The organism is Aliiroseovarius sp. YM-037 (genome assembly GCF_048060095.1).
Taxonomy (GTDB): domain Bacteria; phylum Pseudomonadota; class Alphaproteobacteria; order Rhodobacterales; family Rhodobacteraceae; genus JBLUOA01.
The window spans coordinates 54913-80242 of sequence record NZ_JBLUOA010000005.1 but is presented as its reverse complement, the minus strand read 5'-3'; the positions used below and the strand labels follow the sequence as shown (position 1 = coordinate 80242).

Annotated in this window: 20 protein-coding genes; 10 read left to right on the top strand and 10 right to left on the bottom strand. The window is 59.0% G+C overall.

What is annotated here, in order from left to right; all coding sequences use genetic code 11:
• Positions 1-9 precede the first annotated feature (9 nt).
• Together ACEWPJ_RS15920 and ACEWPJ_RS15915 are read left to right on the top strand one after the other, a co-directional pair.
• Complete coding sequence (locus ACEWPJ_RS15920; protein ID WP_416514110.1) at positions 10-675, top strand: DsbA family protein; 666 nt, start codon at positions 10-12, stop codon at positions 673-675.
• Positions 675-1823 carry a CaiB/BaiF CoA transferase family protein gene (locus ACEWPJ_RS15915; RefSeq protein ID WP_416514109.1) on the top strand — a complete coding sequence of 383 codons (1149 nt, stop codon included), beginning with the start codon at positions 675-677 and terminating at the stop codon, positions 1821-1823. Before ACEWPJ_RS15920 ends, ACEWPJ_RS15915 begins: the two co-directional genes overlap by 1 nt.
• On the opposite strand, the gene lpxK is transcribed toward ACEWPJ_RS15915, so the two are convergent.
• From lpxK to ACEWPJ_RS15885, 6 genes are all read right to left on the bottom strand, one after another.
• Positions 1820-2815, bottom strand: coding sequence for a tetraacyldisaccharide 4'-kinase (gene lpxK / locus ACEWPJ_RS15910; RefSeq protein ID WP_416514108.1), 996 nt, complete (start codon positions 2813-2815; stop codon positions 1820-1822). The two genes, ACEWPJ_RS15915 and lpxK, sit on opposite strands and share 4 nt — an antisense overlap.
• Positions 2815-4035 (bottom strand): 3-deoxy-D-manno-octulosonic acid transferase, encoded by a 1221-nt coding sequence (locus ACEWPJ_RS15905; protein WP_416514107.1) that lies wholly within the window; start codon positions 4033-4035, stop codon positions 2815-2817. Before ACEWPJ_RS15905 ends, lpxK begins: the two co-directional genes overlap by 1 nt.
• A 12-nt stretch (positions 4036-4047) precedes the next feature.
• Positions 4048-4293 (bottom strand): DUF4170 domain-containing protein, encoded by a 246-nt coding sequence (locus ACEWPJ_RS15900; protein ID WP_416514106.1) that lies wholly within the window; start codon positions 4291-4293, stop codon positions 4048-4050.
• A gap of 233 nt (positions 4294-4526) precedes the next feature.
• Positions 4527-5306 (bottom strand): inositol monophosphatase family protein, encoded by a 780-nt coding sequence (locus tag ACEWPJ_RS15895; RefSeq protein WP_416514105.1) that lies wholly within the window; start codon positions 5304-5306, stop codon positions 4527-4529.
• The gene (locus ACEWPJ_RS15890) at positions 5293-6639 is read right to left on the bottom strand and encodes a TldD/PmbA family protein (RefSeq protein WP_416514104.1); all 1347 of its coding nucleotides are present in this window, start codon (positions 6637-6639) and stop codon (positions 5293-5295) included. The genes ACEWPJ_RS15895 and ACEWPJ_RS15890 overlap by 14 nt, the downstream gene beginning before the upstream one ends.
• A gap of 137 nt (positions 6640-6776) precedes the next feature.
• On the bottom strand, positions 6777-8300 hold the full coding sequence (locus ACEWPJ_RS15885; RefSeq protein ID WP_416514103.1) for a DUF2125 domain-containing protein: 1524 nt from the start codon (positions 8298-8300) through the stop codon (positions 6777-6779).
• A gap of 123 nt (positions 8301-8423) precedes the next feature.
• On the opposite strand from ACEWPJ_RS15885, the gene ACEWPJ_RS15880 reads away from it, so the two are divergent.
• Positions 8424-9179, top strand: coding sequence for an SDR family oxidoreductase (locus ACEWPJ_RS15880; RefSeq protein WP_416514102.1), 756 nt, complete (start codon positions 8424-8426; stop codon positions 9177-9179).
• Positions 9176-9787, top strand: a complete 612-nt coding sequence (locus ACEWPJ_RS15875) for an enoyl-CoA hydratase/isomerase family protein (protein WP_416514101.1) — start codon at positions 9176-9178, stop codon at positions 9785-9787. The genes ACEWPJ_RS15880 and ACEWPJ_RS15875 overlap by 4 nt, the downstream gene beginning before the upstream one ends.
• A 27-nt stretch (positions 9788-9814) precedes the next feature.
• Here ACEWPJ_RS15875 and ACEWPJ_RS15870 read toward each other — a convergent pair whose 3' ends face one another.
• Positions 9815-11611: an adenylate/guanylate cyclase domain-containing protein gene (locus ACEWPJ_RS15870; RefSeq protein WP_416514100.1), complete on the bottom strand. Its 1797-nt coding sequence runs from the start codon at positions 11609-11611 to the stop codon at positions 9815-9817.
• Positions 11612-11789: 178 nt separating this feature from the next.
• On the opposite strand from ACEWPJ_RS15870, the gene ACEWPJ_RS15865 reads away from it, so the two are divergent.
• From ACEWPJ_RS15865 to ACEWPJ_RS15840, 6 genes are all read left to right on the top strand, one after another.
• Positions 11790-13223: an adenylate/guanylate cyclase domain-containing protein gene (locus ACEWPJ_RS15865; protein WP_416514099.1), complete on the top strand. Its 1434-nt coding sequence runs from the start codon at positions 11790-11792 to the stop codon at positions 13221-13223.
• Between the two features lie 166 nt (positions 13224-13389).
• Positions 13390-15291: an ABC transporter ATP-binding protein gene (locus ACEWPJ_RS15860; protein WP_416514098.1), complete on the top strand. Its 1902-nt coding sequence runs from the start codon at positions 13390-13392 to the stop codon at positions 15289-15291.
• Positions 15288-17183, top strand: a complete 1896-nt coding sequence (locus ACEWPJ_RS15855) for an ABC transporter substrate-binding protein (RefSeq protein ID WP_416514097.1) — start codon at positions 15288-15290, stop codon at positions 17181-17183. Before ACEWPJ_RS15860 ends, ACEWPJ_RS15855 begins: the two co-directional genes overlap by 4 nt.
• Positions 17184-17185: 2 nt before the next feature.
• Entirely contained in the window at positions 17186-18184 is a 999-nt protein-coding gene (locus tag ACEWPJ_RS15850; RefSeq protein WP_416514096.1) for an ABC transporter permease, read from the top strand.
• Positions 18181-19368 carry an ABC transporter permease gene (locus tag ACEWPJ_RS15845; protein WP_416514095.1) on the top strand — a complete coding sequence of 396 codons (1188 nt, stop codon included), beginning with the start codon at positions 18181-18183 and terminating at the stop codon, positions 19366-19368. The genes ACEWPJ_RS15850 and ACEWPJ_RS15845 overlap by 4 nt, the downstream gene beginning before the upstream one ends.
• A gap of 22 nt (positions 19369-19390) precedes the next feature.
• Positions 19391-21079: an adenylate/guanylate cyclase domain-containing protein gene (locus tag ACEWPJ_RS15840; RefSeq protein WP_416514094.1), complete on the top strand. Its 1689-nt coding sequence runs from the start codon at positions 19391-19393 to the stop codon at positions 21077-21079.
• A 7-nt stretch (positions 21080-21086) separates the two neighbouring features.
• Here ACEWPJ_RS15840 and ACEWPJ_RS15835 read toward each other — a convergent pair whose 3' ends face one another.
• The 3 genes from ACEWPJ_RS15835 to ACEWPJ_RS15825 are packed head-to-tail and all read right to left on the bottom strand — an operon-like array spanning position 21087 to position 25206.
• Positions 21087-21938, bottom strand: a complete 852-nt coding sequence (locus ACEWPJ_RS15835) for an MBL fold metallo-hydrolase (RefSeq protein WP_416514093.1) — start codon at positions 21936-21938, stop codon at positions 21087-21089.
• A 42-nt stretch (positions 21939-21980) separates the two neighbouring features.
• On the bottom strand, positions 21981-22442 hold the full coding sequence (locus ACEWPJ_RS15830) for a Crp/Fnr family transcriptional regulator (RefSeq protein ID WP_416514092.1): 462 nt from the start codon (positions 22440-22442) through the stop codon (positions 21981-21983).
• Positions 22443-22488: 46 nt separating this feature from the next.
• The gene (locus ACEWPJ_RS15825; protein ID WP_416514091.1) at positions 22489-25206 is read right to left on the bottom strand and encodes an ABC transporter transmembrane domain-containing protein; all 2718 of its coding nucleotides are present in this window, start codon (positions 25204-25206) and stop codon (positions 22489-22491) included.
• Positions 25207-25330: the final 124 nt, after the last annotated feature.

The following is a 25330-nucleotide window of genomic DNA, read 5'->3' as shown; positions in this document are numbered from 1 at the left end:
GGCATAATCATGCAACGCAGACTTTTCATCGGCGGCGCGGCGCTCGCGCTGATTGCCGGGGGCAGCTACATCTATAGCAGTCGGTCCCAGACCAGCGGCCCCGGCCTTGCCAGCGTTAACGCGCAGGAGGCGGGCGACATCGACACATCCGGCGTTAAGGAAATGGCGCTGGGCGCAGAGGACGCGCCGGTCACGATGATCGAATACGCATCCTACACCTGCCCCCATTGCGCGAGCTTTCATGAAAATGTCTTTGGCCAGCTAAAGGCTGACTATGTCGACACTGGAAAGGTGCGGTTCGTCTTCCGCGAAGTCTATTTCGACCAGTTCGGGCTTCTGGCGTCTTTGATCGCCCGGTGCGGCGGTGAGGAGCGGTATTTCGGTATTTCCGACCTGATCTTTGAACGACAGCGCGAATGGCTCGACAGCAACGATCCGGCGCAGATCACCGAAAACCTTCGGGCTATCGGACGGTCGGCTGGCCTGTCGAATGAGCAGCTTGATTCTTGCATCAACGACAGGGAGCATGCCACGGCGATGATCGCGCTGTATCAGCAAAACGCGACAGCGGATGACATCACCGGCACACCGTCCTTCGTCATCAATGGCCAGAAATACGCCAACATGAACTACGACGATCTGCGCGAGGTTCTTGACGAAAAGATTGGTGGCTAATGGAAGCGCCGCTTGAAGGGCTGAACGTTGTTGAACTTGCCCGCGTTCTGGCAGGACCAATTGCGGGCCAGACACTTTCAGACCTTGGTGCGGACGTCATCAAGGTCGAAAGCCCTGCCGGGGACGACACCCGCAGTTGGGGGCCGCCGTTTGTGGATCGGGGCGACGATTACTCCGCCGCGTATTTCCATAGCTGTAATCGCGGCAAGCGGTCGATCACCGCGAATTTCCGAACGGAAGAGGGGCAGGCGCTTGTCTGTGATCTGGTCCGCGACGCCGATATTCTGATCGAGAACTTCAAGGTTGGGGGGCTTGCGAAATACGGGCTGGATTACGACAGTCTGAAAGCGATCAATCCGCGCCTGATTTACTGTTCGATCACTGGGTTTGGCCAGACGGGGCCGTATGCCCACCGCGCGGGGTATGACTACATCATTCAGGGCATGTCCGGCCTGATGTCAATCACGGGCGAACCTGACGGCCAGCCGCAAAAGGTCGGTGTTGCCGTCACGGACGTGTTCACCGGCATCTACGGCGTGACCGCGATCCTTGCCGCCGTGCATCAGCGCGAACGAACGGGGCTGGGGCAGCATATTGATATGGCGCTGCTGGATGTGGCCGTGGCGATCACCACCAATCAGGCGATGAATTACCTGACCACCGGAAAGCCGCCACACCGTATCGGCAACAAGCACCCGAACCTAACGCCCTATCAGGTGTTTGATTGCACCGATGGGCATATCGTCATCGCCACCGGGAACGATGGGCAATACCAACGGCTCTGCCGCCTTCTTGGGGTGGATGAAATGGCCGTCGCGGCTGAGTTTTTGACAAATTCCGACCGCGTCGCAAATCGCGAGGAAATGACCCGCCGCCTGACCGAAGCGACGCTGATGTTTTCCAAGGCCGACCTGCTCGCGGCGTGCGAGGCTGAGGGTGTTCCTGCCGGTCCGATCAACAATATGGCAGAGGTGTTTGCCGACCCGCAGGTGGTCGCGCGCGGGCTTCGCCACGATGTCGATGGCGTTCCCGGTGTGCGGGCACCGTTCGTGTTTTCGGGGGCGGAACTGAAGCTGGACCGTGCCTCCCCCAAGCTGAACGAACACGGGCCGGAGATCAGTGCGCAATTGGCAAAGCGGGGCGGCTAATCGTCCAGAATCCGGTTAAGCGCGGTATCGAACGCGTCCCAATCCTCGACCTCTAGCCGCACCGGAACCGTCAGCACCTTCTGGCGGTAATGCTTAGGCAGGCGCACCGCGTCTTTTTCGGTTGTGACAAGTTGCGCGCCCGCTGCCTTGGCGTCCGCGTCGAGCCGTTTCAGCAAGCCATCGGTCAGCGGCTGATGATCCGAAAGCCCCTCGGCCCGGACAAGGTCTGCGCCAAGACCCCGGAGGGTGGCAAAGAACTTTTCGGGATGGGCAATGCCGGCAAAGGCAAGGGCGCGGAGGCCGTCCCACTCCATCCCGGTTTGAAGCGGCGCGAGGCGGCCAGTCACCTGCGGGACGGTGACGGATGATCCCCATCGGTCAGTGAACTGCCCCTGCGCCGCGTCGTCACCAATCGATAGCACCAGATCGGCGCGTGTCATCCCGGTGTCGACAGGTTCGCGCAAGGGGCCAGCGGGCAGAACCCGGCCGTTGCCGAACCCTCGCTTCGCATCGACGACAATAATCGATAGATCCTTTGCCAATGCCGGGTTCTGAAACCCATCATCAAGCAGGATGATATTCGCGCCACTCTCTGCCGCTGCCATCGCCCCGGCGACCCGGTCTTGCGCCACCCATGTCGGCGCAAAGGCCGCAAGCAAAAGCGGCTCATCCCCGACATCTGCGGCGCTATGTATCTGTTCCTGCACCTGAACCGGCCCGGTCAACTGCCCGCCATAGCCACGCGATACGACATGCGGTGTCTGCCCACGATCCTGCAAGCGTTGCGCGATGGCGATGGTTGTCGGGGTCTTTCCGGTTCCGCCTGCATTGAGGTTGCCGATACAGATAACCGGCACCGGGGCGTTTTGCGGCGCAGCTTGGGCCAGCCGTCGCGCCGTTCCTTTCGCATAAATCGCGCCGAACGGGGAGAGCATACGCGCCTGCCAACCCGGACGGTCGGGCGCATTGAACCAGAACCGGGGTGCCTGCATCACTCCTGCCTCTCGGCATCCAGCGTTTCGGCCACCATCTCTGCCAGCCGGTCGATGATCTGCGATCCGCCTGAGGTCACGATCCAGGCGCCGTGCGCCATTGCGGCGGCCTGATCCGGGGCAAGCAAATCCTGCACCGCCTTGGCGAGCTCCTTATCGTCCTTGACCAGCCGCGCGGCGCCTGCGGCTGTCAGACGTTCAAACGCTGGCGTGTGAATCCCGGTATTCGGACCGTGAAGAATGGCCGACCCGAGGGCGGCCGGCTCATACGGGTTGATCGCGCCCCTGCCGGGGGCAAGTGACCGCCCGAGGAAGCTGATCGGAGCAAGGCGATACCAAAGGCCCATCTCTCCGTCCGTGTCGGCAACATAGACCTGCCGGTCGTCGTCCGGCTCTCCTCCGGTTGATCGACAAACGGTGTTAAGGCCGACAGCCTCGAAATTTTCCATGATGCGGGGGCCGGACTCTCCGTCGTCGGGGACGAGGATCAACAGCAGGCGGTGCGAAACACGAAGCGCCTGCCGATGGGCGGCGAGGACGATATCTTCCTCCTCTTGCGTGCAACAGGCGGCAAGCCAGACCGGACGCGCGGCAAGCAGCTGGGCGAGCGTGTCCCGCTCTGCCTCATTGCAGTGAAGGGCGATGGTGCCTTCCTGCATTTCGCCCAGAACCTCGACCGCTTCGGGCGCGATGGAATGCGAGACGATCCAACGCTCCGTTTCCTCGTCGGCGGCAAGGATGTGATCGAACCGACTCAGCAGCGTGCGCTGGGCACCGGGGATCAACTGGCTTAGCGGGCGGTTCTGCGGAATTCGCGCGTCTGTCAGGATCATCGGCACGTTGCGGTTTGACAGCTCCGCCAGCGTTGCCGCGTGCTCGGACGGGTTTGTCCAGATCACAAGATCCGGTTTGATTTCATTGACGAAATCGTCATCGTCCCGTGGCAGGTGGCGAACGAACACATCCTCGGGCAGCATGGTTTTCAGGGTGGCGGCGACCTCTGCATCCGGCGTCGTCACGGCGTATTCGACCATGCGCAGATCATCGGACAGGCGCAGGATCAATTCGGCGAAAGCTGCCGCCTGCGTTACGGTTGTCGAGTGGCACCAGACCAGCGATGCGCCTTCCGATTTCCGCGGCGCAGGGGTGGCGCTATCCTGATGACTGTTTCGACGCCCCCGAAGGGCGCCGAGAAAGCTGCGTCTGAGGGACCGCGCCATTCCCCGGACAGCTTAGCTGTCCAACTCCTCAGTCGGGGAGGCTTCGGTTTCTTCATCCCGAAGGCGGTGAATATGCGCGATGAAATAGCGCATGTGGGCATTGTCGACCGTGCGCTGCGCCTCGGATTTCCAGGCGTTGTAGGCGGATTGATAGTCTGGATACATGCCAACGATATGGATCGCATCGACATCCTTGAATGCGTTTTTGGTCGGATCAACCAGTTCGCCACCAAAGACGAGGTGAAGGCGTTGGGTCATAGAGTCCTCCGAAGGGGTCAGATTTTGGCTTACCCTAGTGGATTGGATGCGCAGGGGAAAGGGGCCGGATTGGCCAAGCCCCTTGATCGAAAGGCGAATATCGCGGACGGTTTCAACGGCAATAGCCGGAGTTGATAGGAGAGACCGATGGGCGACAAGAAAAGCACCGACGGCGCACCGCCGAAAGGCACCGGAAAAGACACCGGCGGCAACGGCGGCAGCAAGAAGTAACGCTACGCTACCGGTCGCAGGCGTCGCGTCAGATCGGCGTGAAGGTCTGGCTCGGCGGCGACAATCCCGCGCAACATGGGGCGGGGGCTGTTGAAACGCGGGCCTGCGCCTTGCCTGTCGGTGACGAATCCACCCGCCTGCGCGACGATCAGGCTGCCCGCTGCAACGTCCCATTCCCATGTGTCCCTAAGCGTCAGCATCCCGTCGAATTGCCCGTCTGCCACAAGGCACAAGCGATAGGCGAGCGAGGATCGGAAGTGGCGCTTTACCTCCGGCACCCCGCCGGGCCAGTTTTCGGGGATAAAATTGGCCTTGGTGCTGAGGATTTGCGCGGTGTCGGGATTGGTTGGGCAGACCTTGATTACCTCACCGTTTTGCTGCGCCGCCTCGCCCGCAGTCGCGCTGTATAGCGCATCCAGCATCGGGACATAGACGACCGCCGCGACGACCACACCGTTTTCCGCGACGGCAAGCGAATGCGAAAAGTTCTTTTCCCCGTTGATGAACGCGCGGGTGCCGTCGATCGGGTCGATGATGAACACGCGGTCTGCGTCCAGCCGTTCGGGCGTATCCTCGGTTTCTTCGGAAAGCCAACCGTAATCGGGGCGGGCGGTGCGCAGCTCCGCCGCCATCATGCGATTGACCTCAAGATCGGCCGCGGTCACGGGACCAGCGCCGCCGGGCTTGTCCCAGATGTCCAGCGCGGATTTCCAATGGCGTTCGGCGATCCGGCCAGCCGCGCGGGCGACGTCGATCAGCAGATCAATGTCACGCGCCGGCAAGGGTCATCCCTTCGACCAACAGCGATGGCACGACCCGCGCCAAATGCGTGCGGGCATCGTTGGCGGGGACAACGCCCGCCAGCATCTCACGCAGATTGCCCGCGATGGTGCATTCATTGACGGGATAGGCGATCTCTCCGTTCTCGATCCACAGGCCGGACGCGCCGCGGGAATAGTCGCCGGTGTTTGGATTAATCGTTGTGCCGATCATCGACGTGACAAGCAGCCCGGTGCCCATGTCGCGGATCAGTTCCTCGCGGGTTTGCGTGCCGGGGATCAGGGTCACGTTGCTGACGCTGGGGGAGGGCGGGGCAGTCGTGCCGCGCGCCGCGTTCGCGGTGCTTTGCAGGCCAAGTTTCCGCGCCGTGCCAAGGTCAAGCACCCATCCAGTCAGCACACCGTCTTTGACAATTTCGCGCTGCACGGTCGGCAGACCTTCCCCGTCGAAGGGTTTGGAGCCGCCGATCCGTGGGCGATGCGGGTTTTCGATCAGCGACAGCGCTTCGGGCAAAACCAACTCACCCACGCCGTCGCGCAGCCAAGACGCGCCCCGCGCAATCGCGGTGCCGTTGATCGCCGCCAGCAGATGGCCGATCAGCGATGAGGAAATCCGTTCGTCAAACAACACCGGGTAGCTGCCGGTTTTCGGGCGGCGGGCACCTGTGCGTTCGACAGTGCGCTCACCCGCGATGCGGCCGATCTCCTCCGGGCGCAACAGTTCGGAGCGGAAGGTTCGGGTATCGCCAAAATAATCGCGCTCCATCTCTGCGCCCGTGCCGCTGATCGCGACACAGGACACACCGCTGCCGGTGCGGGCGTAGCCGTCGGAAAAGCCGTTTGTGGTGGCAAGGTGGATTGCGCGGTTGGAGTATCCGGCGCCTGCGGATTGCACCTGACTGACGCCGTCAATGGCAAGCGCGGCGGCTTCGGCCCGCAGTGCGGCGTCTTCAAGCTCTTTCGGATCAGGCTCCGGGGCCGGGTCGGACAGTTCCAGCGCCGCAACGTCGATATCGGTGGCAAGCTGGCCCGGATCGGCCAACCCGATGGTCGCATCCTCCGGCGCAAGGCGGGCCATTGCGACGGCGCGGTCTGCCATTTCCGCGATTGTTTCAAGCCGCGTGTCTGAGGATGACACGATGGCCTGCCGTTGGCCGATCAAGACGCGCAGGCCGATATCGGTGCCTTCGGACCGTTCCGCATGTTCAAGCGCACCGTTCAGGACATCAATCGAAATCGACTGTCCACCGACCGCGATTGCGTCGGCAGCATCAGCCCCCGCGCGCCGGGCCGCAGTCAACATGGCGTCGGTGAGTGTTTCGAGTGTGTCAGCCATGAAATTCCTGCTCGCCATCATTCCGTCCTGTCAGGTAAACCCACGACCCTTGGCGTGCAAGGGTTTGCCTGCGGCAGCCCTTGTCGAAAAAGGGCCGCCCGAGGGCGACCCAATTCGTGTTTTAGAACTGTCTGCGCTTATTTCAGGCGTTGGCCGTTCGCCAGAACGTGGCCCTCTTCGTTGATTTCGATCTTTGAATTCAACGTGTCTTCGCCTTCACCCGGAACCGCGAACAGCCCCATCATCATGCGCGTGCCCATTGCCTGATCGTCGGGGATCAGACCCATCTGCACCAGCTTATCCAGCAGGCCATTGCCACCGACAAGTTGAAGGTCAATCGCGCCGGTCGGGCGCGGCATACCGTCGAACGTCGTCGTGTCGCTGTTGTCGAAGGTAAAGTCACCCTCGCCGGTCAGTTGGGCGCCGGCCACGTCAAGCTCAAGCTCTTGCAAGGTCAGGGCGTGAAGTTCGCCGGGCGTTTCGCCGGATTCGTCCATTTCGGCCTGTGCTTTCGGGTCCATGATGTTGAAGAACCAGTTGGCCTTACCCACCGTGTCGATGATCAGCGTCGCAGGATCGCGCGGCAGAACGCCTGCCGGATCGAACATGCCCCAGATTTCATCCTGAACCGCCAGATCGACAAGGCGCACACCCAGTGCGAAATCATCCGGCTCATCAGATTTTGAAATCGGCATCAGGAAATTCAAACCGTATTCTGCGGCCTTCACATTGATCTGCGGCAGCGGAATTTCAGAACCCGAGATCGTGATGTCGAGCGCTTTGACAAGTTCCGTCAGGCCCATGCCATCCTGATCCATACGGAAGGTCACATCCGCACCACCCATCGTACCGTTCATGTTGAACGACTCTCCGTCGCCGGACCCGGCCAGCGCAATCGCCATCTCGCCCAGCGTATATTCACCATCGGCGGCAAACCCGGCCTCAATGTTCTTTGACATATCTTCCTGGTCGAATTCCTTCGGCAAGGTCATGGAGGCCGTGCCACCGCCACCTTTAGCGGTCAGAGAAAAGTCGACGACCATGTCCTGTTCGGGCTCGTTGATCACTGCGGTGATGTCGAATTCATCAACCCGTGCGGCGCCTTCAAGGCCCGTCACGTCGCCCATGTCTTTCATGACGTAGGTGCCAGTGTAGCCGTTCAGGTTGGCGGCGATGTCTCCATCAACGTCCACACCGTCGACAATCAGGCGGGTCGTCGCCATTTTGATCTCGTTGGCCGCGAAGTTATAGGCGGTCTCTGTATCATCGCCGCTTGCGATCATCGTCATGCTGGTCTGGTCGATCGACATTTCCATATCAAGCGACCCGTTCGCGTCGCCACCAACGACGGTCAGAACGTATTCTTCGGGCATCGTGACTTCGACCGTGCCGTCGCCACGTTCCTTGAACAGGATTTCAGGCATGACTATCGAAACTTCGCCGTCGCCCTCGGGGATGTCGACCTGCGCCTTCATCCCGCTGATTGTCAGCGTGTCGCCAGACATTTCCTCGGTTCCTGCGGTGACGGTATAGCCGACGCCGGCCATATAAGACTTCCAGTCCTCCCAGACATCTTGTGCCGTGACATCGGCAAAGGCAGCAGTCGTGCCAAGTAGCATAGATAGCGCGGCACCGGCGCCAATGGACTTCCGAACGGCCATTTTTAATCCTCTTGGTTGAAATAGCAGCTTCTAATGTCGGGTCTGTGGCTTAGATGGTCAAGGGCAATGCCATCTGGTAGTGCGATTCCGACTCATGTATTTCATGTATCGAAGGAGGCGCCGATGTCACATCTTGAAAATCAAACGGTTCTGATCACGGGGGCAAGCCGCGGGATCGGTGCGGAGGCTGCCAAGGCGTTTGCCGATGCCGGTGCAAATGTTGTGCTGCTGGCCCGCAGCGAAGACACGATTGCCGAACTTGCCGGAGAAATCGGTGACAAGGCGCTGGCCGTCCCCTGCGATGTCAGCCGCTATTGGGAGGTTGAGGCCGCCGTTGGTGCCGCCGTTAAGACCTTCGGCGGGCTGGATATTCTGATCAACAATGCTGGCGTGATTGAACCGATTGCGCATCTGTCAAACTCTGACCCTGACGAGTGGGGCAAGGTTATCGATATCAACCTGAAAGGTGTTTACAACGGCATGCGCGCCGCCCTTCCGGTGATGGAGGCCGCAGGTCGCGGCACGATCCTCACCATCAGTTCCGGCGCGGCCCACAACGCGCTTGAGGGATGGAGCCCTTACTGCACCTCAAAAGCCGGGGCTGCGATGCTGACCATGTGTGCGCATAAAGAGGCCGCGCCGAAGGGTATTCGCGTGATGGGCCTGTCGCCGGGCACGGTCGCCACCCAGATGCAAAAGGAAATCAAGGCGTCGGGCGTCAATCCGGTCAGCCAGCTTGAGTGGGGCGCGCATATTCCGGCGGATTGGCCCGCAAGGGCGCTGATCTGGATGTGTTCCGATGATGCGGCAGGGTTCGCGGGGCAAGAAATCTCTCTCCGCGACGAAGGGGTGCGCCGCCGGATCGGGCTGATCGATTGATTGATCTGGCAAAGGACGGTGCGGTCTGGACCGCGACGCTGAACAGGCTCGACAAGGCGAACTCGCTGACGGGCGCTATGCTGGAACAGCTTGTCGACATCGCCGAAGCCGCCCGCGACGACGCGCGTGTTCTGGTGCTGACGGGGGTCGGAAAGGTCTTCAGTGCCGGCGCCGATCTTGACGAAGCGCGGGCGGGACTTGCCACCAGCGATGTCTGGGAACGGCTGTCTGGAACGATGGCGGACTTGCCGTGCCTGACGATTGCCGCCCTGAACGGAACGCTGGCCGGGGGCGCGTTCGGCATGGCGTTGGCGTGTGATATGCGGCTTGCGGTGCCGGGGGCGAAGTTCTTCTACCCCGTCATGAAGCTCGGCTTTCTGCCGCAGCCGTCAGACCCCGCCCGACTTGTCGCACTGGTCGGTCCTGCGCGGGCCAAGATGATCTTGATGGGCGGTGCAAAGCTAACCGCAGAGGAGGCGTTCGCCTACGGACTCGTGGATCGGATCGTCGAGCGCGATCAGATGGCTGAGGCGGTTGCAACCCTTTCGGCGGATGCAAGTGCGGCGGCTGCGGCCCATGTGGCAGGGATCAAGGCGATGATCAAATAGCCGCTGCATCGCTGATCCGTCGCCAATTTAAGCGTTCTCAGACAGCCGATAGACCTCTACCCCGCCCTGGCGGCCTTTCACCTTCATCTGCCCGATCTCGTCCAGCTTCATTTCGTCGCCAACGCGATCCTTAACCGGACGGCTGACCAACACGATGGATTCCGCATCGGGATCAACGTCCTTACCCAACGCTTCGAGGCGTTGCGTCGTGTTCACGACGTCACCAATCACAGTGTAATTGATCCGATCGGGGGAGCCGATATCGCCAACGATCAGTGGCCCGGTATGGATTCCGATCCTGATCCGCACAACGGGTAGGTTCGCGCGGGCGCGCTTCCGATTATCCTCGGCCAGCGCGATTTGCAGTGCGGCGGCGGCACGCACCGCCCGTAATGTCTGGTTATCGATGCTATCCGGGGCACCCCAGAACGCCATGACCGCATCACCGATATATTTGTCGATGGTGCCGCCTTCTTTTTCGATGCAGTTCGACACCAAAGTCAGGTGATGATTGATGAACTCCGCCACGTCCGGCGGGCTCATCCCCTCGCACGCGGTAGTGAACCCGGCAATGTCGGTAAACATCACCGTCAGTTCGCGTTCTTCGATCCCCGCGCCATCGCTATTTTCACGGATCAGCTGCCGGACAAGGTTGCGCGGGACATAGCGGCCAAAGGATTTCAAACCGGCCAGCATCCCGTTAAACGCCGTGGCCAGATCGTCAATTTCCCGAATGCGGTTTTGCGGCAGCGGGTCGACGCCTTCAAAATCAAGCGCCGCGATGGCCGACGCAACCTCCGCCGTTTGCCGCACGGGGCGGGTGATGACGCGGCTTAGCCACAGCACGACGCCCAGACCGACCAGCAGGATCACCAAACCGATCAAGATCGCCCGCAGGATCGAGATCAGCAGGCTTTCGATGCCCGACCCGTCGAAATAGGCGCCGATGATGATGGGTGTCTCGCCATAGGTCGTTACAGGCTTTGTCACGACGCCGTAGTTCTGATCCTCAAAATCCACCTCCGTCAGATCGGCCCCTTCAAGGTCGAGGAAATCAGTATCTGATGGAAGGAAATCCAACTGCTGAATGATCGGGTCGTGAATGTCATCGACCGACAAGAGCGGCTGTTCGACGGATTCCATGCTGTTTTGAAGCACCAGATGGGAATGTGCCAAGACGCGATCCTCGCCATAAAGCAGGAACACTTGCGAAGCGGGCGGGTCGCTTAGCTCTGCGACAAAGTCTGACAACGCTCTTGTCGATATGGCAACCGCGACATACCCGGCATATGTGTCGTCGCGCCAGATGGGAACGCGGTAGCTGAATATCGCGGCCTGTAGCGACTCCTGATAGACTGGCGCCGCCCAGAACGCGGTTTTACGGCCGCGCATGTCGTCGTTGAAATCACCAAACCGCGAGCCGGGTTCGGCGTCGATCAGCTCCCACTCAGCGCTACCGAGGTTAGTTCGCCGCGTTCGGATAACGCGTCCTTGGTCATTCGCGACGAGCAGGCCGGTGATCTGCGGCGCGGCTGCCAAGCTGCCGGATGCAAAATTCGCCAGCACCTCTGGTCGATCGAACGAGATGTTCCCAGACCCCAAATTCTCAACGATGAAGTCGGCCTGATTGACGGCGGCGTCCAGATGGTTCTGGAGCGCCAATTCAAGCCCCTCGACACTGCGCACGACCGTCTGGCCAAGCATCCGTGAGAAAATGTTCACCGATGTCGCAAAATTGATCGCGATGATCAGCCCAAGCGAAACAACGATGAGAGAGCCAAAGCACGCCATCATGACTGTAAACACGCGGAACTTCGACTTCACAGATTCACCTTGGGAGTCTCCTTATTTAGTTGGGATAATATGGCTAAAACGGGCAGGGACGCCAGCCGCTCCGTCGCGGGTCGCGCCAATGGCGCGCGCCACGCCGGGGCCACAATCGGATAGATCGCAATTGACCGACGCAACGGCCCGTGGCTTTGCAACTCTATTCGGGCCTTCTATGCTTACCGAACGGTTCCACGGCAAGGTGACGATGCCTGCCTCAATTCTACGAAATCGGAGCAGGGATTTGGAGAAAGCGCGAAACTCAGTCGGGGCGTTTGCGGGCTATATCTGGCATGGCGGACCAAACGGCGACGGCATCCCGGCCCGCGTGATGGCCGAGATTGATCAAAAAGAAGCAGCGGCAGAACGGCTGATCGGCTGGGTGCAACTTACGATCGTCGTTTTCTTCGCGACACTTTACATGATCGCACCACGGGCCGAGGGCGCATCAGGCGAGAGCTTCGTGCCAATCACGTTGACCGCCTATTTCGCGTTTACGGTGTTCCGGGTGATCCTGTCCTACCGCGTGACGTTGCCGGGCTGGTATCTGGTCCTGTCGATCATCGTCGACGTGATGCTGTTATGCGGTTTGATTTTTTCATTCCACCTTCAATATATGCAGCCCGCCGCCTTCTACCTGAAGGCGCCAACGATGATTTATCTGTTTATTTTCATCAGCCTACGTGCATTGCGATTTGATCCGCGGTTCGTTTTGATGGCCGGACTGATATCGGTGGCGGGTTGGCTTGCGATGGTCGTCTATGCGTTGATGCAGGACATGGGTTCGATGCATATCACGCGCAATTATGTCGACTACATCACCTCAAACACAATTCTGATCGGCGCTGAGATCGACAAGAGCCTGACGCTTCTCGGTGTGACAATCATCTTGTCACTGGCACTTTATCGTGGGCGGCAAATGCTGTTTGACTCGATCCAGCATCACGCGGCCGCCGAAGACCTAAAGCTGTTTTTTGCGCCCGAGGTCGCGAATTCGATCACATCCGGGGATGATATGCCCAGCATCGGGCGCTGCGAAACGCGCCATGCTGCGATCCTGTTTATCGATGTGCGGTCCTTTACCAATACGGCTGAAACATTGCCGCCCAACATCGTGATGGAGGTGTTGGCACGTTATCAGGGCGCGGCGCTGCCCGAAATCCTGCGCCATAATGGCCGGATTGATAAGTTCATGGGCGACGGGATCATGGCCACGTTTGGCGCTGTGCATCCCAGCGAAACCTACGCAGCCGATGCGATGCGTGCGGCGGCCTCTGTGATTGAGGTCATTGGTGATCTGGAAAGCGAATTTCACGACCTTGGCTGGCCCGTCGCTTTCAAGATAGGCGCTGCCGTCGCCAGCGGCGGTGTGACGGTGGGCGTTGTCGGCACGCAGCAACGGCTTGAATTCACCGTCATCGGCAATGCCGTCAATTTGGCCGCGAAGCTGGAAAACGCCAACAAGCTTCAGCAGACGCGGGTGTTGACGGATCAGAACACATACGCAACGGCGCGGGAACAGGGGTATGAACGCGCCGATCTTCCTGCACGGGATGGGGTGACGATACCGGGGATGTCGCACCCGGTTGATTTGGTCGTCGTGGCCTAAAGCGCGCTGCCGGAAGTTGCCGCTTGGTCAACACAAGCGGTCCGTGTTTTCCGTGAATTTGTCGGTGGATAATAGACAGAATGCCTTTCCTGCACTAGCGTCACTTCATTCGGCAGGATTGGGTGGCCATCGTCCCGAAGTGCAGCAAGGAGGGGGGCTGTCACGAATGCAACTTGGACACGACCTGCTGCGAATTGAGAACCTGAGCATCTCATTTCCGTTGGTCCGCGGACATCTCCATGCCGTCAAGAATGCCAGCCTGCGCGTGCTGCCCGGCAAGGTAACCGCGCTGGTCGGTGAATCCGGTTCGGGGAAATCCGTTATCAGCCAGACCGTGATGGGCTTGCAGCCGATAACGGCACAGGTCGCCGGGCGGGTGCTGTTTGATGACCCCGCTGCCGAAACACCGACCGATCTTCTGACGCTTGCGCGGGACGGGCGGCGGTTCCGCGCCATTCGCGGGGGTCGGATGGGAATGATTTTTCAAGAGCCGATGACCTCATTCTCGGTTCTGCATACTGTCGGCAACCAGATCAGCGAAGCGCTGCGTGTCCATTCGAACCTGTCCCCGGCGGAGCGGCGTGAGGAATGCGAGGACATGCTGGCGATGGTTGGGTTTTCCAACCCGCGTTCTGTGTTCGACATGTATCCTTTCGAATTGTCGGGCGGAATGCGGCAGCGCGCGATGATCGCGATGGCATTGATTTGCCGGCCCGCGCTTTTGATCGCGGACGAACCGACGACAGCGCTTGATGTGACCATTCAGGCGCAAATCCTGAAATTGCTGCGCGATCTGCAAGACCGGTTGAATATGGCGATCCTGCTGATCACCCACGATCTGGGGGTGGTTGCCAATATCGCGGATGAGGTCGTCGTTATCTATCAGGGTGAAATCATGGAAGCCGGACCGGTAGAGCCGATTTTTCGCAATCCCCAGCACGCATACCTGAAGGGATTGATGGCGGCGGTTCCGCATTTTGATACACCCCACGGAGAGCGGTTGACGCCCCTGCGCGAGATCGAAGTAGACCACCAAAACCTTTTGGGAGGTATGGCGGTGCGGGAAGATTCCCCCGGAAATCCGCCAGACATTCTTTTGTCGGTCCGCAATGTCGGCAAGACCTTCAAGACCCGCAAGCAAGGCTGGAAGAACGATCCTGACGCCCCCGAAACGGTTCCTGCTGTCGATGGGATCAGCTTTGATGTCATGCGCGGGGAATGTCTGGGCCTTGTCGGGGAAAGCGGTTGTGGCAAGACCACGCTCAGCAAGATTCTGATGCGGGCCGTCACTCCGGATTCAGGATCGGTCGAGTTCAGCGATGGCACCGGCCCGGTCAGCGTGCTTGATGCCAAGAACGACGATTTGCAGACCCTGCGAACCCGCATTCAGATGGTGTTTCAAGATCCGGTTTCATCACTGTCCCCGCGAATGTCCGTCGGCAGCATTCTAAGTGAGCCCTTCGACATACATCGCCGCGGGTCCGTTGCAGAACGCAAAGACGCGGTTGCTGCTCTGTTAAAAGCGATCGGGTTGGAGCCGTCGGCGGCGCGGCGTTTTCCGCATAGTTTCTCGGGCGGTCAGCGGCAGCGTATCGGCATCGCGCGGGCGCTGGCTTTGGCCCCCAGCCTGATTGTCTGCGACGAACCTGTGTCGGCGCTTGATGTTTCGGTGCAGGCGCAAATACTAAATCTGCTTAAGGATCTGCAAACTGATCTGGGTCTGACGTATTTGTTTATTTCGCACAATCTGGCCGTCGTGGATTACATGGCGGACCGCGTGGCGGTGATGTGGGCGGGAAAAATCGTGGAGCTTGCTCCGCGCGAGGTGCTGATGACCGCGCCCGTTCATCCCTATACCAAAGCGTTGTTGGACGCGGTCCCGTATCCCGATCTGGATCGACCGTTGAATTTCGCAACGGCTGGCGAAACCAGCAGCACGGCCAGCGCCGCTTGGGCGCCAGCGTTTCGCGATGACGGGGCGAGTCAGGCGATGGAATTTTTCGATCTGGGTGGCGGACATTTCGTGCTGGCCCGGCCCGCTGCCGATGCTGAAGAGTTGCGGGCATGATCGATCGTCGCAAACTCCTCGCCCTGTTGGCGTCGGCGGTCCTGCCCGGCACGCTTCGGGCGGCAGAGTCGGCGTTGTTCCAAGATGTAGTCGCCGATGGCAGCTTGCCCAATATGGCTGCGCGGTTGCCGAAGAATCCCCGCGTTGTTGATCTGGCGGCGATGGGGCGGACACCCGGCCGATCGGGCGGGACCGTGCGTATGTTGATAGGGCGGCAGAAAGACATTCGCCTGATGCCGATGAACAGCTATTCGCGGCTGGTCGGGTATGACGAAAACCTCGACCTGCAACCCGATATCCTTGAACACTACACCGTCGAAGAGGGGCGGATATTCACGTTTCATCTGCGCGAAGGGCACCGTTGGTCCGACGGTAGCCCTTTCACCGCCAGCGATTTCCTTTATGTCTGGGACGACGTCATCAACAACCGAGAGCTTCGTCGCGGCGGGCCGCCGACCGATCTGATCGTCGACGGAATCGTCGCGAAGTTTGAGGTGCTGGACGATCTGACGGTGCGGTATTCCTGGCCAAAACCCGCACCGCATTTCCTGCCGAAACTTGCCGGTCCGGTGCCCTTGGTGCTGGCGCTGCCTGCCGCTTACCTCAAGCAGTTTCACGCGAAATATCAAAGCGAAGACAAGCTGATGGCCTTCGCCGCAGAGCATCGCGTTGATAGTTGGCCGCGACTGCACACCAAACTATCCCGCCAGAACCGCCCCGAAAACCCGGACCTGCCAACGCTAGAGGCGTGGCGCCCCCGCACAGCGCCCCCGGCGGAGCAATTCGTTTTTGAACGCAATCCCTATTTCCACCGGGTTGATGAGGCGGGCAATCAACTGCCCTATCTTGACCGATGGCTGCTGAATGTTGCCTCGTCCGAGATTATCACCGCAAAAACAGCGACGGGCGAAAGCGATTTACAAGTCACTGGGATCGGTTTTACCGACTACACGCTACTAAAGCAGGCGGAGGCGATCTATCCGCAAAAGGTCTCTCTCTGGACGCGGACGCAAGGGTCAAGCGTCGCTATCCTGCCCAACCTCAACTACAAAGACCCGGTCTGGCGCGGGCTGTTTCAAGATGTTCGGATACGTCGCGCGTTGTCGTTGGCGATTGATCGGGCCGAAATCAACAAAGTACTGTATTACGGTCTGGCCCGCGAAAGCGCCAACACGGTGCTGCCCGAAAGTCCGCTGTTCAAACCGGAATATACCAGCGCGTGGTCAACTCATGATCCGGAGCAGGCAAATGCACTGCTTGACGCGGCTGGACTTCAGGAGCGCGACATCTACGGAACGCGGAAACTGCCGGATGGGCGGCAGGCCGGGATCATCATCGAAAGCTCTGGCGAAAGCACATTGGAAACCGATGTGCTGGAACTTGTAACGGACCATTTCCGCGAAGTCGGTCTTCGGCTTTATGTCCGCACGTCCCAGCGTGATGTGTTCCGAAGCCGGGCCGTTGGTGGCGATGTGATGATGTCCGTTTGGCTGGGCTTGGACAATGCTGTGCCGACCGCGGACATGCCGCCAGCCGGGCTTGCACCAACCGCCGACGATCAGTTGCAGTGGCCTGTTTGGGGCTTGCATTACATGTCGGCGGAAACCGCAGGTAAGCCGCCCGATCTACCGGAAGTCCAGGAACTCGTCGCGCTGCTCCGACAATGGCGAAGCACGACGTCAACCGAGCAGCGTGAGGTTGTCTGGCACAAGATGCTTGAGATCAACGCCGATCAGGTGTTTTCCATCGGCACGGTCAACAGCGCCTTGCAGCCCATTGTCAGATCATCGCGTCTGCGAAATATTCCTGAAAAAGCGCTCTACGGTTTTGCGCCAACCAGCTATCTGGGCGCCTATATGCCTGATACGTTCTGGTATGACGAGGTCGGCTGATCATGCTGCGTTATATCCTCTGGCGCTTTGCCGTAATGATCCCGACCCTGTTTCTGATTTCGATACTGGTCTTTACGATCATCGAATTGCCGCCGGGCGATTACTTCGAAAGCTATGTCTCGGAACTACGGGCGATGGGCGAAGAGGCTGATCTGGCGGAAATCGAACTGCTCAAGGCGCGCTATGGCTTCGATCAGCCAATGATCGTGCGTTATTTTCAGTGGGTCGGCGGGTTTTTCATAGGCGACTTTGGCTATTCGTTTGAATACCGCCTGCCGGTCAGCGAAGTGGTCGGGGACCGGCTTTGGCTGACGATCCTGCTGTCGACCGTCACGATCATTTTCACGTGGTTGCTGGCCTTTCCCATCGGCATTTATTCAGCGACGCACCAATATAGCTGGGGCGACTACGGGCTGACGTTTCTGGGCATGATCGGCATTGCCGTGCCGAATTTCATGCTGGCGCTCGCCATGATGTATTTCGCCAATATCTGGTTCGGGACGTCAATCGGCGGCTTGATGGCGCGGGAATACCTCGACCAACCGATGAGCTGGGCAAAGGCGGCCTCGATCGCGGAACACATCTGGATTCCGGTGCTGATCATCGGCACGGCAGGCACCGCCGGCATGGTCAGGCGGCTGCGCGCCAACCTGCTGGATGAGCTGCACAAGCAGTATGTCGTGACAGCGCGGGCCAAGGGGCTGCATCCGACGCGGGTTCTTCTGAAGTATCCGCTGCGGATGGCGCTGAACTTTTTCATCTCGGATATCGGTTCGATCCTGCCCGCGATCATCTCAGGCGCCGAAGTTACCGCGATTGTGCTGTCGCTAGAAACAACCGGCCCGATGTTGATCAGGGCATTGCAAAGTCAGGACATGTATCTGGCCGGGTCGTTCCTGATGTTTCTGGCCTTTTTGACCGTCGTCGGGGTGTTGGTTTCGGATATCGCGCTGGCCATTCTCGACCCGCGTATCCGGTTGGGTGAGGGGAGCACGAAATGAAAGCGCCCAAAGACACCCCCGTGCTTAGCCCCCCCGGCGCCCCGATGGAGCATTACGTCTCGACCGCGGATTTCGATCCCAACGTCGGATCACAAATCGAAGGTGTCATTGGCGAAGATCACGCCACGCCGTTTCAGATCATGTGGTGGCGATTTACCCGGCATCGCTTGGCGGTTGCGTCCGGGATATTCCTGTGCGTCATCTATTTCTCAATCCTGATCTGCGAATTTCTGGCACCCTATAATCTGCACAGCCGCAACACCGATTATATCTATGCCCCGCCGCAGGAGGTGCATATCTTCCGCGACGGCAGATTGGTCACCCCCTATACCTATGCGCGGACGATGACGCTGAATATGGAGACGCTGCACCGCGATTACGCCTATGACGAATCCTCGGTCCAAACGCTCCGGTTTTTCTGCCACGGCGATACATACACGTTCTGGAACCTGTTTGAGGCTGACTTGCATCTGATTTGCCCGCCGGAAGGGGGGGAGCTGTTCCTGCTCGGCACCGATCGTCTGGGGCGTGACGTGCTGTCGCGAACCATCTACGGCGCGCGGATTTCGCTGACCATTGGGGTGCTTGGCGTGATGATGAGCTTTATGCTGGGTATCGTGATCGGCGGCATGGCGGGCTATCATGGCGGGGTGTTCGATCTGATGGTCCAACGGGTCATCGAGGTGCTGCAATCGATCCCCAGTATACCGCTGTGGATGGCACTGGCCGCGATTATCCCAGTGACGTGGAGTCCTATCTTGGTGTTCGTCGGGATCACCGTCATCCTTGGGATGCTGGATTGGACGGGGCTCGCGCGGGCGGTGCGATCAAAGCTGTTGGCGCTTCGAGAGGAAGACTACGTTCTGGCGGCGCAGTTGATGGGCGCGAAAAGCGGCCGGATCATCCGGCGGCACCTGATCCCCGGCTTCATGTCGCATTTGATCGCCACGGCGACCCTGACCATTCCGGGGATGATCCTCGGGGAAACGGCGCTGAGTTTTCTTGGCATCGGTCTGCGCCCACCGATCACCAGTTGGGGCATTCTGCTGACCGAGGCGCGCAGCGTGAACATCATTGCGCTTTATCCGTGGCTTCTGACGCCTGTCATACCCGTTATTTTTGTCATTCTGGCGTTCAATTTCCTCGGCGACGGCCTGAGGGATGCCGCGGACCCCTACAAATAGCTGACAGCCGATCCAACCGAAGGTGAGCGTTCTGGACCAACCGAAAACCAGCCTGATCCAAACCGTGCGATCCTATGGGCCGAAACTGCGCATCTGGTCCGGGCTGATCCTGTTCACCTTTGCCACCACACATTTCATCAATCACGGGTTCGGATTGGTATCGGTTAGCGCGATGCAGACGGGTCAGGACATCAGAAGCGTCGTGACCCGATCCGTGCCGGGCACCGCGCTGCTGATCAGCGCGGCCACGGTTCATTTGGTGCTGGGGATTTCGACGTTTCTGTCGGCCCGATCCTGGCGGCTGGGATTTGTTGGCATCGTCCAATTGCTGTTTGGTCTGCTTATCCCGATCCTCCTGATCCGACATGTCGTGAGCACCCGCGTCATGAACGCGATGACCGGCGTGAGGGATGACTATTACTATGCCTTATGGGCTTTGTGGCCCAACCTTGCGCTGAACCAAGCCATCTTGATGTCGATGGTTTGGATACACGGATGCATCGGGCTTCATCATTGGCTGGTTCTTAAGCCGTGGTATCGCCGCTCAACCTGGCTTTGGTATGGTTTGGCGGTGGTCATTCCGTTTGTTGGCTACGCCGGGTTTATCGCTGCGGGACAGGTGTCAAAGCTGCAAGTCAGCTACATGAACCCGTTTACGGACGAGCAATTTGCAAGTGTCATGCAAGTCCTGCGCTATTCATCCTACACCTATTACGGCATCCTGATTGCCGCCCTCGCCATTTGGCTGGCGTTGATCTACGTGGATCGCTACCGGAAGAAGGTGGCGATCAGCTACGATAACGGGCCGACCGTTCTGGCCGCCCGCGGGCTTTCGGTGCTGGAAGTCAGCCAGACGAACCGCATCGCGCACGCGTCTGTCTGTGGTGGCCGCGCACGATGTTCGACGTGCCGCGTGCGCGTGACCGAGGGTTTGGAGAATCTACCACCCGCGTCAGAGACGGAACAGAAAGTGCTGAACCGTGTCGGTGCGCCGCCTAATGTGAGGCTCGCCTGTCAACTGCGCCCGGAAACCGATATCTCCGTTTCGACGCTGTTGCCCGCCAGTGTCGACGCGCACGAGGTAAACAACGCCGACAAATATCTGTGGGGTGTTGAACAGGACGTGACGCTGTTGTTCTGCGATCTTCGCGGATTTACCCAGATGTCCGAAGGCAGGCTGTCTTTCGATGTTGTCTTTCTGCTCAATCAATTTCTAAGCCGGATGGCCGAGGCGATTGAGGATACCGGCGGCTATGTCGACAAGTTCATGGGTGACGGGATCATGGCGATCTTCGGCATGGACGCTCCCGCGAAAGAGGGCGCGCTTCACGCGCTGGAGGCTGCCCGCGCGATGGGCGGTGTGCTTGATGCGTTGAACCAAAGTCTGCGCGAAGAAATCCAATCACCGCTTAGCATCGGGATCGGTGTTCACACCGGACCGGCTATTATGGGTCGCATTGGGGCGGCGCAAAAAACCGAAGCTGCCGCGCGAATTACCGCGCTTGGCGAGACGGTTAACCTCGCAAGCCGGTTGGAAAGCATGACCAAGGAAATGAAAGTTCAGGTCATCTTGTCCAAAGACACGATTGAGGCCGCCGAAGTTGATCCGGGCGAAAACCTCACGCGGGAAACGGTTGAGGTCAGGGGACTGCGTCAGCCGATTACGGTCTTCACAAGCGCACGCGCCACAAATTTACCGTCACCGGAGTGAAGCAACCTCAGACGTTGATAACCTGACCGTCACGGGCAAAGAACGACTTAGGGAATTCGGCCTTGGCCTGATGATCGAAATCATCAAGGTCCGTGTCGGTGCGCCACGGCGCGTGGTGGATGAAGCCGACCGTCTTCGCGCCACTTTCGCATGCGAGCCGAACCGCCTGCTGCCATGTGGAATGACCGTAGCCTTGGTATTTCTCCATCTCGGCATCCAGAAATTGGCAGTCATAAAGAAAGAGGTCGCAATTTTCGATTAGCTGCAGCACCGACGTGTCCAAGCTGCCGGGTGTGTGTTCCGTGTCGGTGATGATCGCGACGGCCCGCCCGCCCCATTCGACCCGGTATCCGACAGCCCCCCCGGGATGATTCAGGTTGCCCGTCTTTATCACCATATCCGCGTGTGGATGAAGGTCGGTGCCGGGGCGAAAATCCCGGAATCCGATTTCCGCGTTCAGCACCTCGGGCTTGATCGGGAACCACGGTGGGCGGATGAATTCATAGACCATTTGCTCGGTCGTCATCTCGCCATATAGATGACCAGACCAAAGGGTGATCGACGCCTCGACATTAAAGAGCGGGGCGAAGAACGGCAGGCCCAGAATATGATCGTAATGGCTGTGGCTGAAAAACAGATTGAACGTGGTCTGGTCACCGGATTTCAGGGCGCTACCCGCGGGCAATATTCCGGACCCGGCATCGAAGATCAGCGTATGGTCGCCGCAGCGCATTTCGATGCAGACGGTATTGCCGCCGTAGGCACTGAACTCAGCCCCGGATACCGGAATGCTGCCCCGCGCGCCGTGGATGCGGACTTGAAAGCTGCTGTCGTGGTTATTCCCGGCCGTATCATTCACCGCAGGTATCGCGCTCTCGCTGACAATGCGCTTCCATCACGATCATTCCGGTCTCTGCTTTTGGCTGCGCGCTTCGGTCAGTGCGATGGTTGTTTGGCTTAGCCGGTCGGCCAGAACCCGCATGATTTCGATGGTCACTTCGGGGAAATCCGCAAGCAGTTTCAGGAACTGGTCCTTGTGGATGCGCAGCGCTTCGATTGGGGTTTGTGCCTTGACCGTCGCGTTGCGGGCTGCCTCGCACAGGATCGACATTTCGCCGACGATTGAGTTGTGTTCAATTTCAGCAACCTTGATCTGGCCGTTCGGTGAATCGACGAGGATATCCGCCATGCCATCCAAAATGAGATAGGCTGCATCACCGACATCGCCCTGATGAAACAAGATTTCATCCGCGCCGAAACTCACCCGATCCGAGGTGAACGCCAGCAGCTTTAGCTTGGCCGGTTCCATTTTTGCGAACAACGGCACCTGCTTTAATATCCGAACTTCATCTTTAAGGATCATAGTCGCGTTTAGTCCCTATCCCGGAGCGGCGCATTTCGGTGCGCGGTCATCTTGACACCAATTCTTTGAGTAATCCATCTTTCTCGATCAGTTCGGCATAGGTGCCGTCTTCGACTAGTGTGCTGCCATCAAAGACAATAATGCGGTCAAATAGCGTCGCGAGCGTGGTATCTGCCAACACCCAGACAATCGCCGGGCTGTTGTCCGTATTCTTTTTCAGCGCCAGCACATTGCGGGCGATCTGATTGCGCGACGCGTTATCAAGCGCTGTCAGCGGCCGATTGAAGATGAAGTAAGCCGATGGGCGCAGCAATGCGCGGGCGAGCGTCAGTTTTTGCCGTTGCGCCAGCGTCAGCCGTTTGCCCCCGGTGCCAACTTGGAAATCCAGACCGCAGGACAGGAATTCGTTGTAAAGGCCCTGCTCGTTCAGAAGGTCGAGCACCATCGCCTGAATGCGTTCTGCGCCATCCGCATGTTTGCTGTTCAGACGGCCGAACACCACGTTGTCCATCAGGCTACCCGTTACCGTGTAGGCCGTCGGGTCGTAAATTTCGATGTCGTCTTTCAAATCCTCCGGCAGACCGGCGTGGAACGCCTGACGGGCCTCGACGATTTGGGCCATCAATTCATCGGTCAGCAGGCCGAAGCGGTGCCGGGGTTCGATATAGGCAAAGCTCAGGCGAATGATGCTTGGGCGGTCCTCTTCCGGGACGTCGGCAAAATCGACCCCGTCCAGCTTTTGGACAAGACGCTGGTATTCGGGAATGTCGTCCGCCGACATAAAGGTGAGCTGTTGGAAGAACGGGTGATCCTCTTGCAGATCGCCAAACAGTTCGATTGCTGTCTCTGCGATCTCATACCCCATCTTGTAAAGCACGCGGTCAAGCCCCGCGTTTTCGATGACAGTTCGGAAATAGGCGTTCTTTCCGATCTCGCGGGGCATCAGGGCGGTGCCGACGGCGTTACCGAAAAGTAAGTTTTCACCGACAGTGGATTCCGTGTTGTAGACGCCGGGTTCAAAGAAATCGATCAGCCCGGTCTGGTTTTCCGCCTCAAGCCGTTCGCGCAGCGCGTGGCGCATCTTCAGGATGCTCGGCGGCAAATCGGGATGTTGCGAAAGGTCGGCGGTAGACCGCAGGGCGAGGTCGAGAATGTCCTTGGAAAAGAGAACTTTGTCGAGAATTGGGATGATGAACTCCAGAAGGTCCGCCTGTCCGTTGGCGCCAACCGCCGCGTAGTTGATCCAGTCATCGGATATGTCAAAGACCGGGTTGCCGGCGCGGCGGGCTTCGGCCTCTTCCCATTTGCGGAAAACGCCGCCGTCTTCGTAGACCGCTTTGCTGACCGGCGCGTGTTTTAGCCCGTAAAGCAGATTGTCACGCAAGGAACCGGAGAAGAAATAGGCATCTGACGAGGCATATGAAATCGACCGGCCGGTGACGGATTCGGGCAAAGTCAGAATATCGTCGCTGCCCGCCACGACCTTGCCTGTTTCGGGCCATTGCAACCTTCCCAACGCCTCTGCCAACGCGTCGCCGCCACTGGCGCCAGTGCCCAGAATTCCAATCGTCTCACCCGGCGTGATCTGAAGGTTGGTGCGTTCCAGAATTTTCGCACCGCTGTCGTCGGCCAGGCTTAGGTTGACGGCGGCCAATGGGCGGTTCAACGGCTGTGCTGCATCCCCATCCACGACGGCCTGAATCGATGGGTCGATTAGTCCGTCAATCGTGAATTGGCCGATCACCTGCGTATATTTGATCTGAACGTCCTGGCGGGCCTGATCCCAGTCAATCAGCTCTTTCAGTGGTCCGGGAAGGTCTTTGTAGGCTGCGATGACAGCAACCAGCTGACCGATATCAATCCGCCCCTGAATCGCCAGATAGCCACCCACGATGTAGAAAAAGAACGGCGTGAACGACGCGAGCAGATTGTTCAGGAACTTCACCATGAACTTCCACTGGTAGATATCGTAGCGGATTTTAAAGATGCGCCCCAGCCGCGCGACGACATCCGCCCGTTCGTAGTTCGAGGTGTCGTAGGAGTGGACGACGTCGATGCCATCGACAATCTCGCTGACCCGGCCTGCCATCTGGCGCGCGGTCAACTGCCGCTCGCGCCCCAGAACCAGCAACCGCCGCCGCATCTTTGGAATGATGATGGCCTGCACCGCGACGAGCGTCAGGGTAATCAACCCCAACGGAATGCTCTGTACAAAGATGAACACCAGCGCGGTCAATGCCTGCCCGCCAAGCAGGGCGGGCGTCACAAATGCATCCCCGCTAAAGCCGCCGATCGGCTCAACCTCGTCCTTTACCATACCGGCGATTTCGGCGCTTTTGACGCGCTTGAAGATTTTCGGCGGGAACCGCAGAACCTTGTCGATAAGTTCAAACCGAATACGGCGCAAAAGCCGTTCGCCCAGCTTGCCCTTGTAGGTGTTGATGTAAAGTTTGAACAATCCGTTGATGATGACCAACGCAAGGAACATCCCACTCAGCAGGAAAAGCGAGCCGACCCGCGCCAGTTCGACCCCTTCGAAAAGGACAACGTGGCCGAAATAGTAGACGTCAAATTCGATCCGAAAGAAGGTTCGCGTGGCGTCAGCCGTCGAAAACCCTTCGCCCTGAATCGGCCCGTTCACGATCTGCTTTGGTAGATCGAAGGACATGAAATACGGGATCATCGAAAGCGCAACGACAAGCAGAATCCACAATTGCTGCTTCTTGGTGTGCTTCCAGATATACGCCGTAATGCTTGATTCCATTACGATCTCGTCTCAGTCGGTTGAGATTGCGACATCGTCTTCGCACTCCACAAATCTGGCGCGATCCCATTGGCGTAGGTTGGTTTGCTCGCGTTCATTCGGATCAGCCTACTTGAAATGGTTT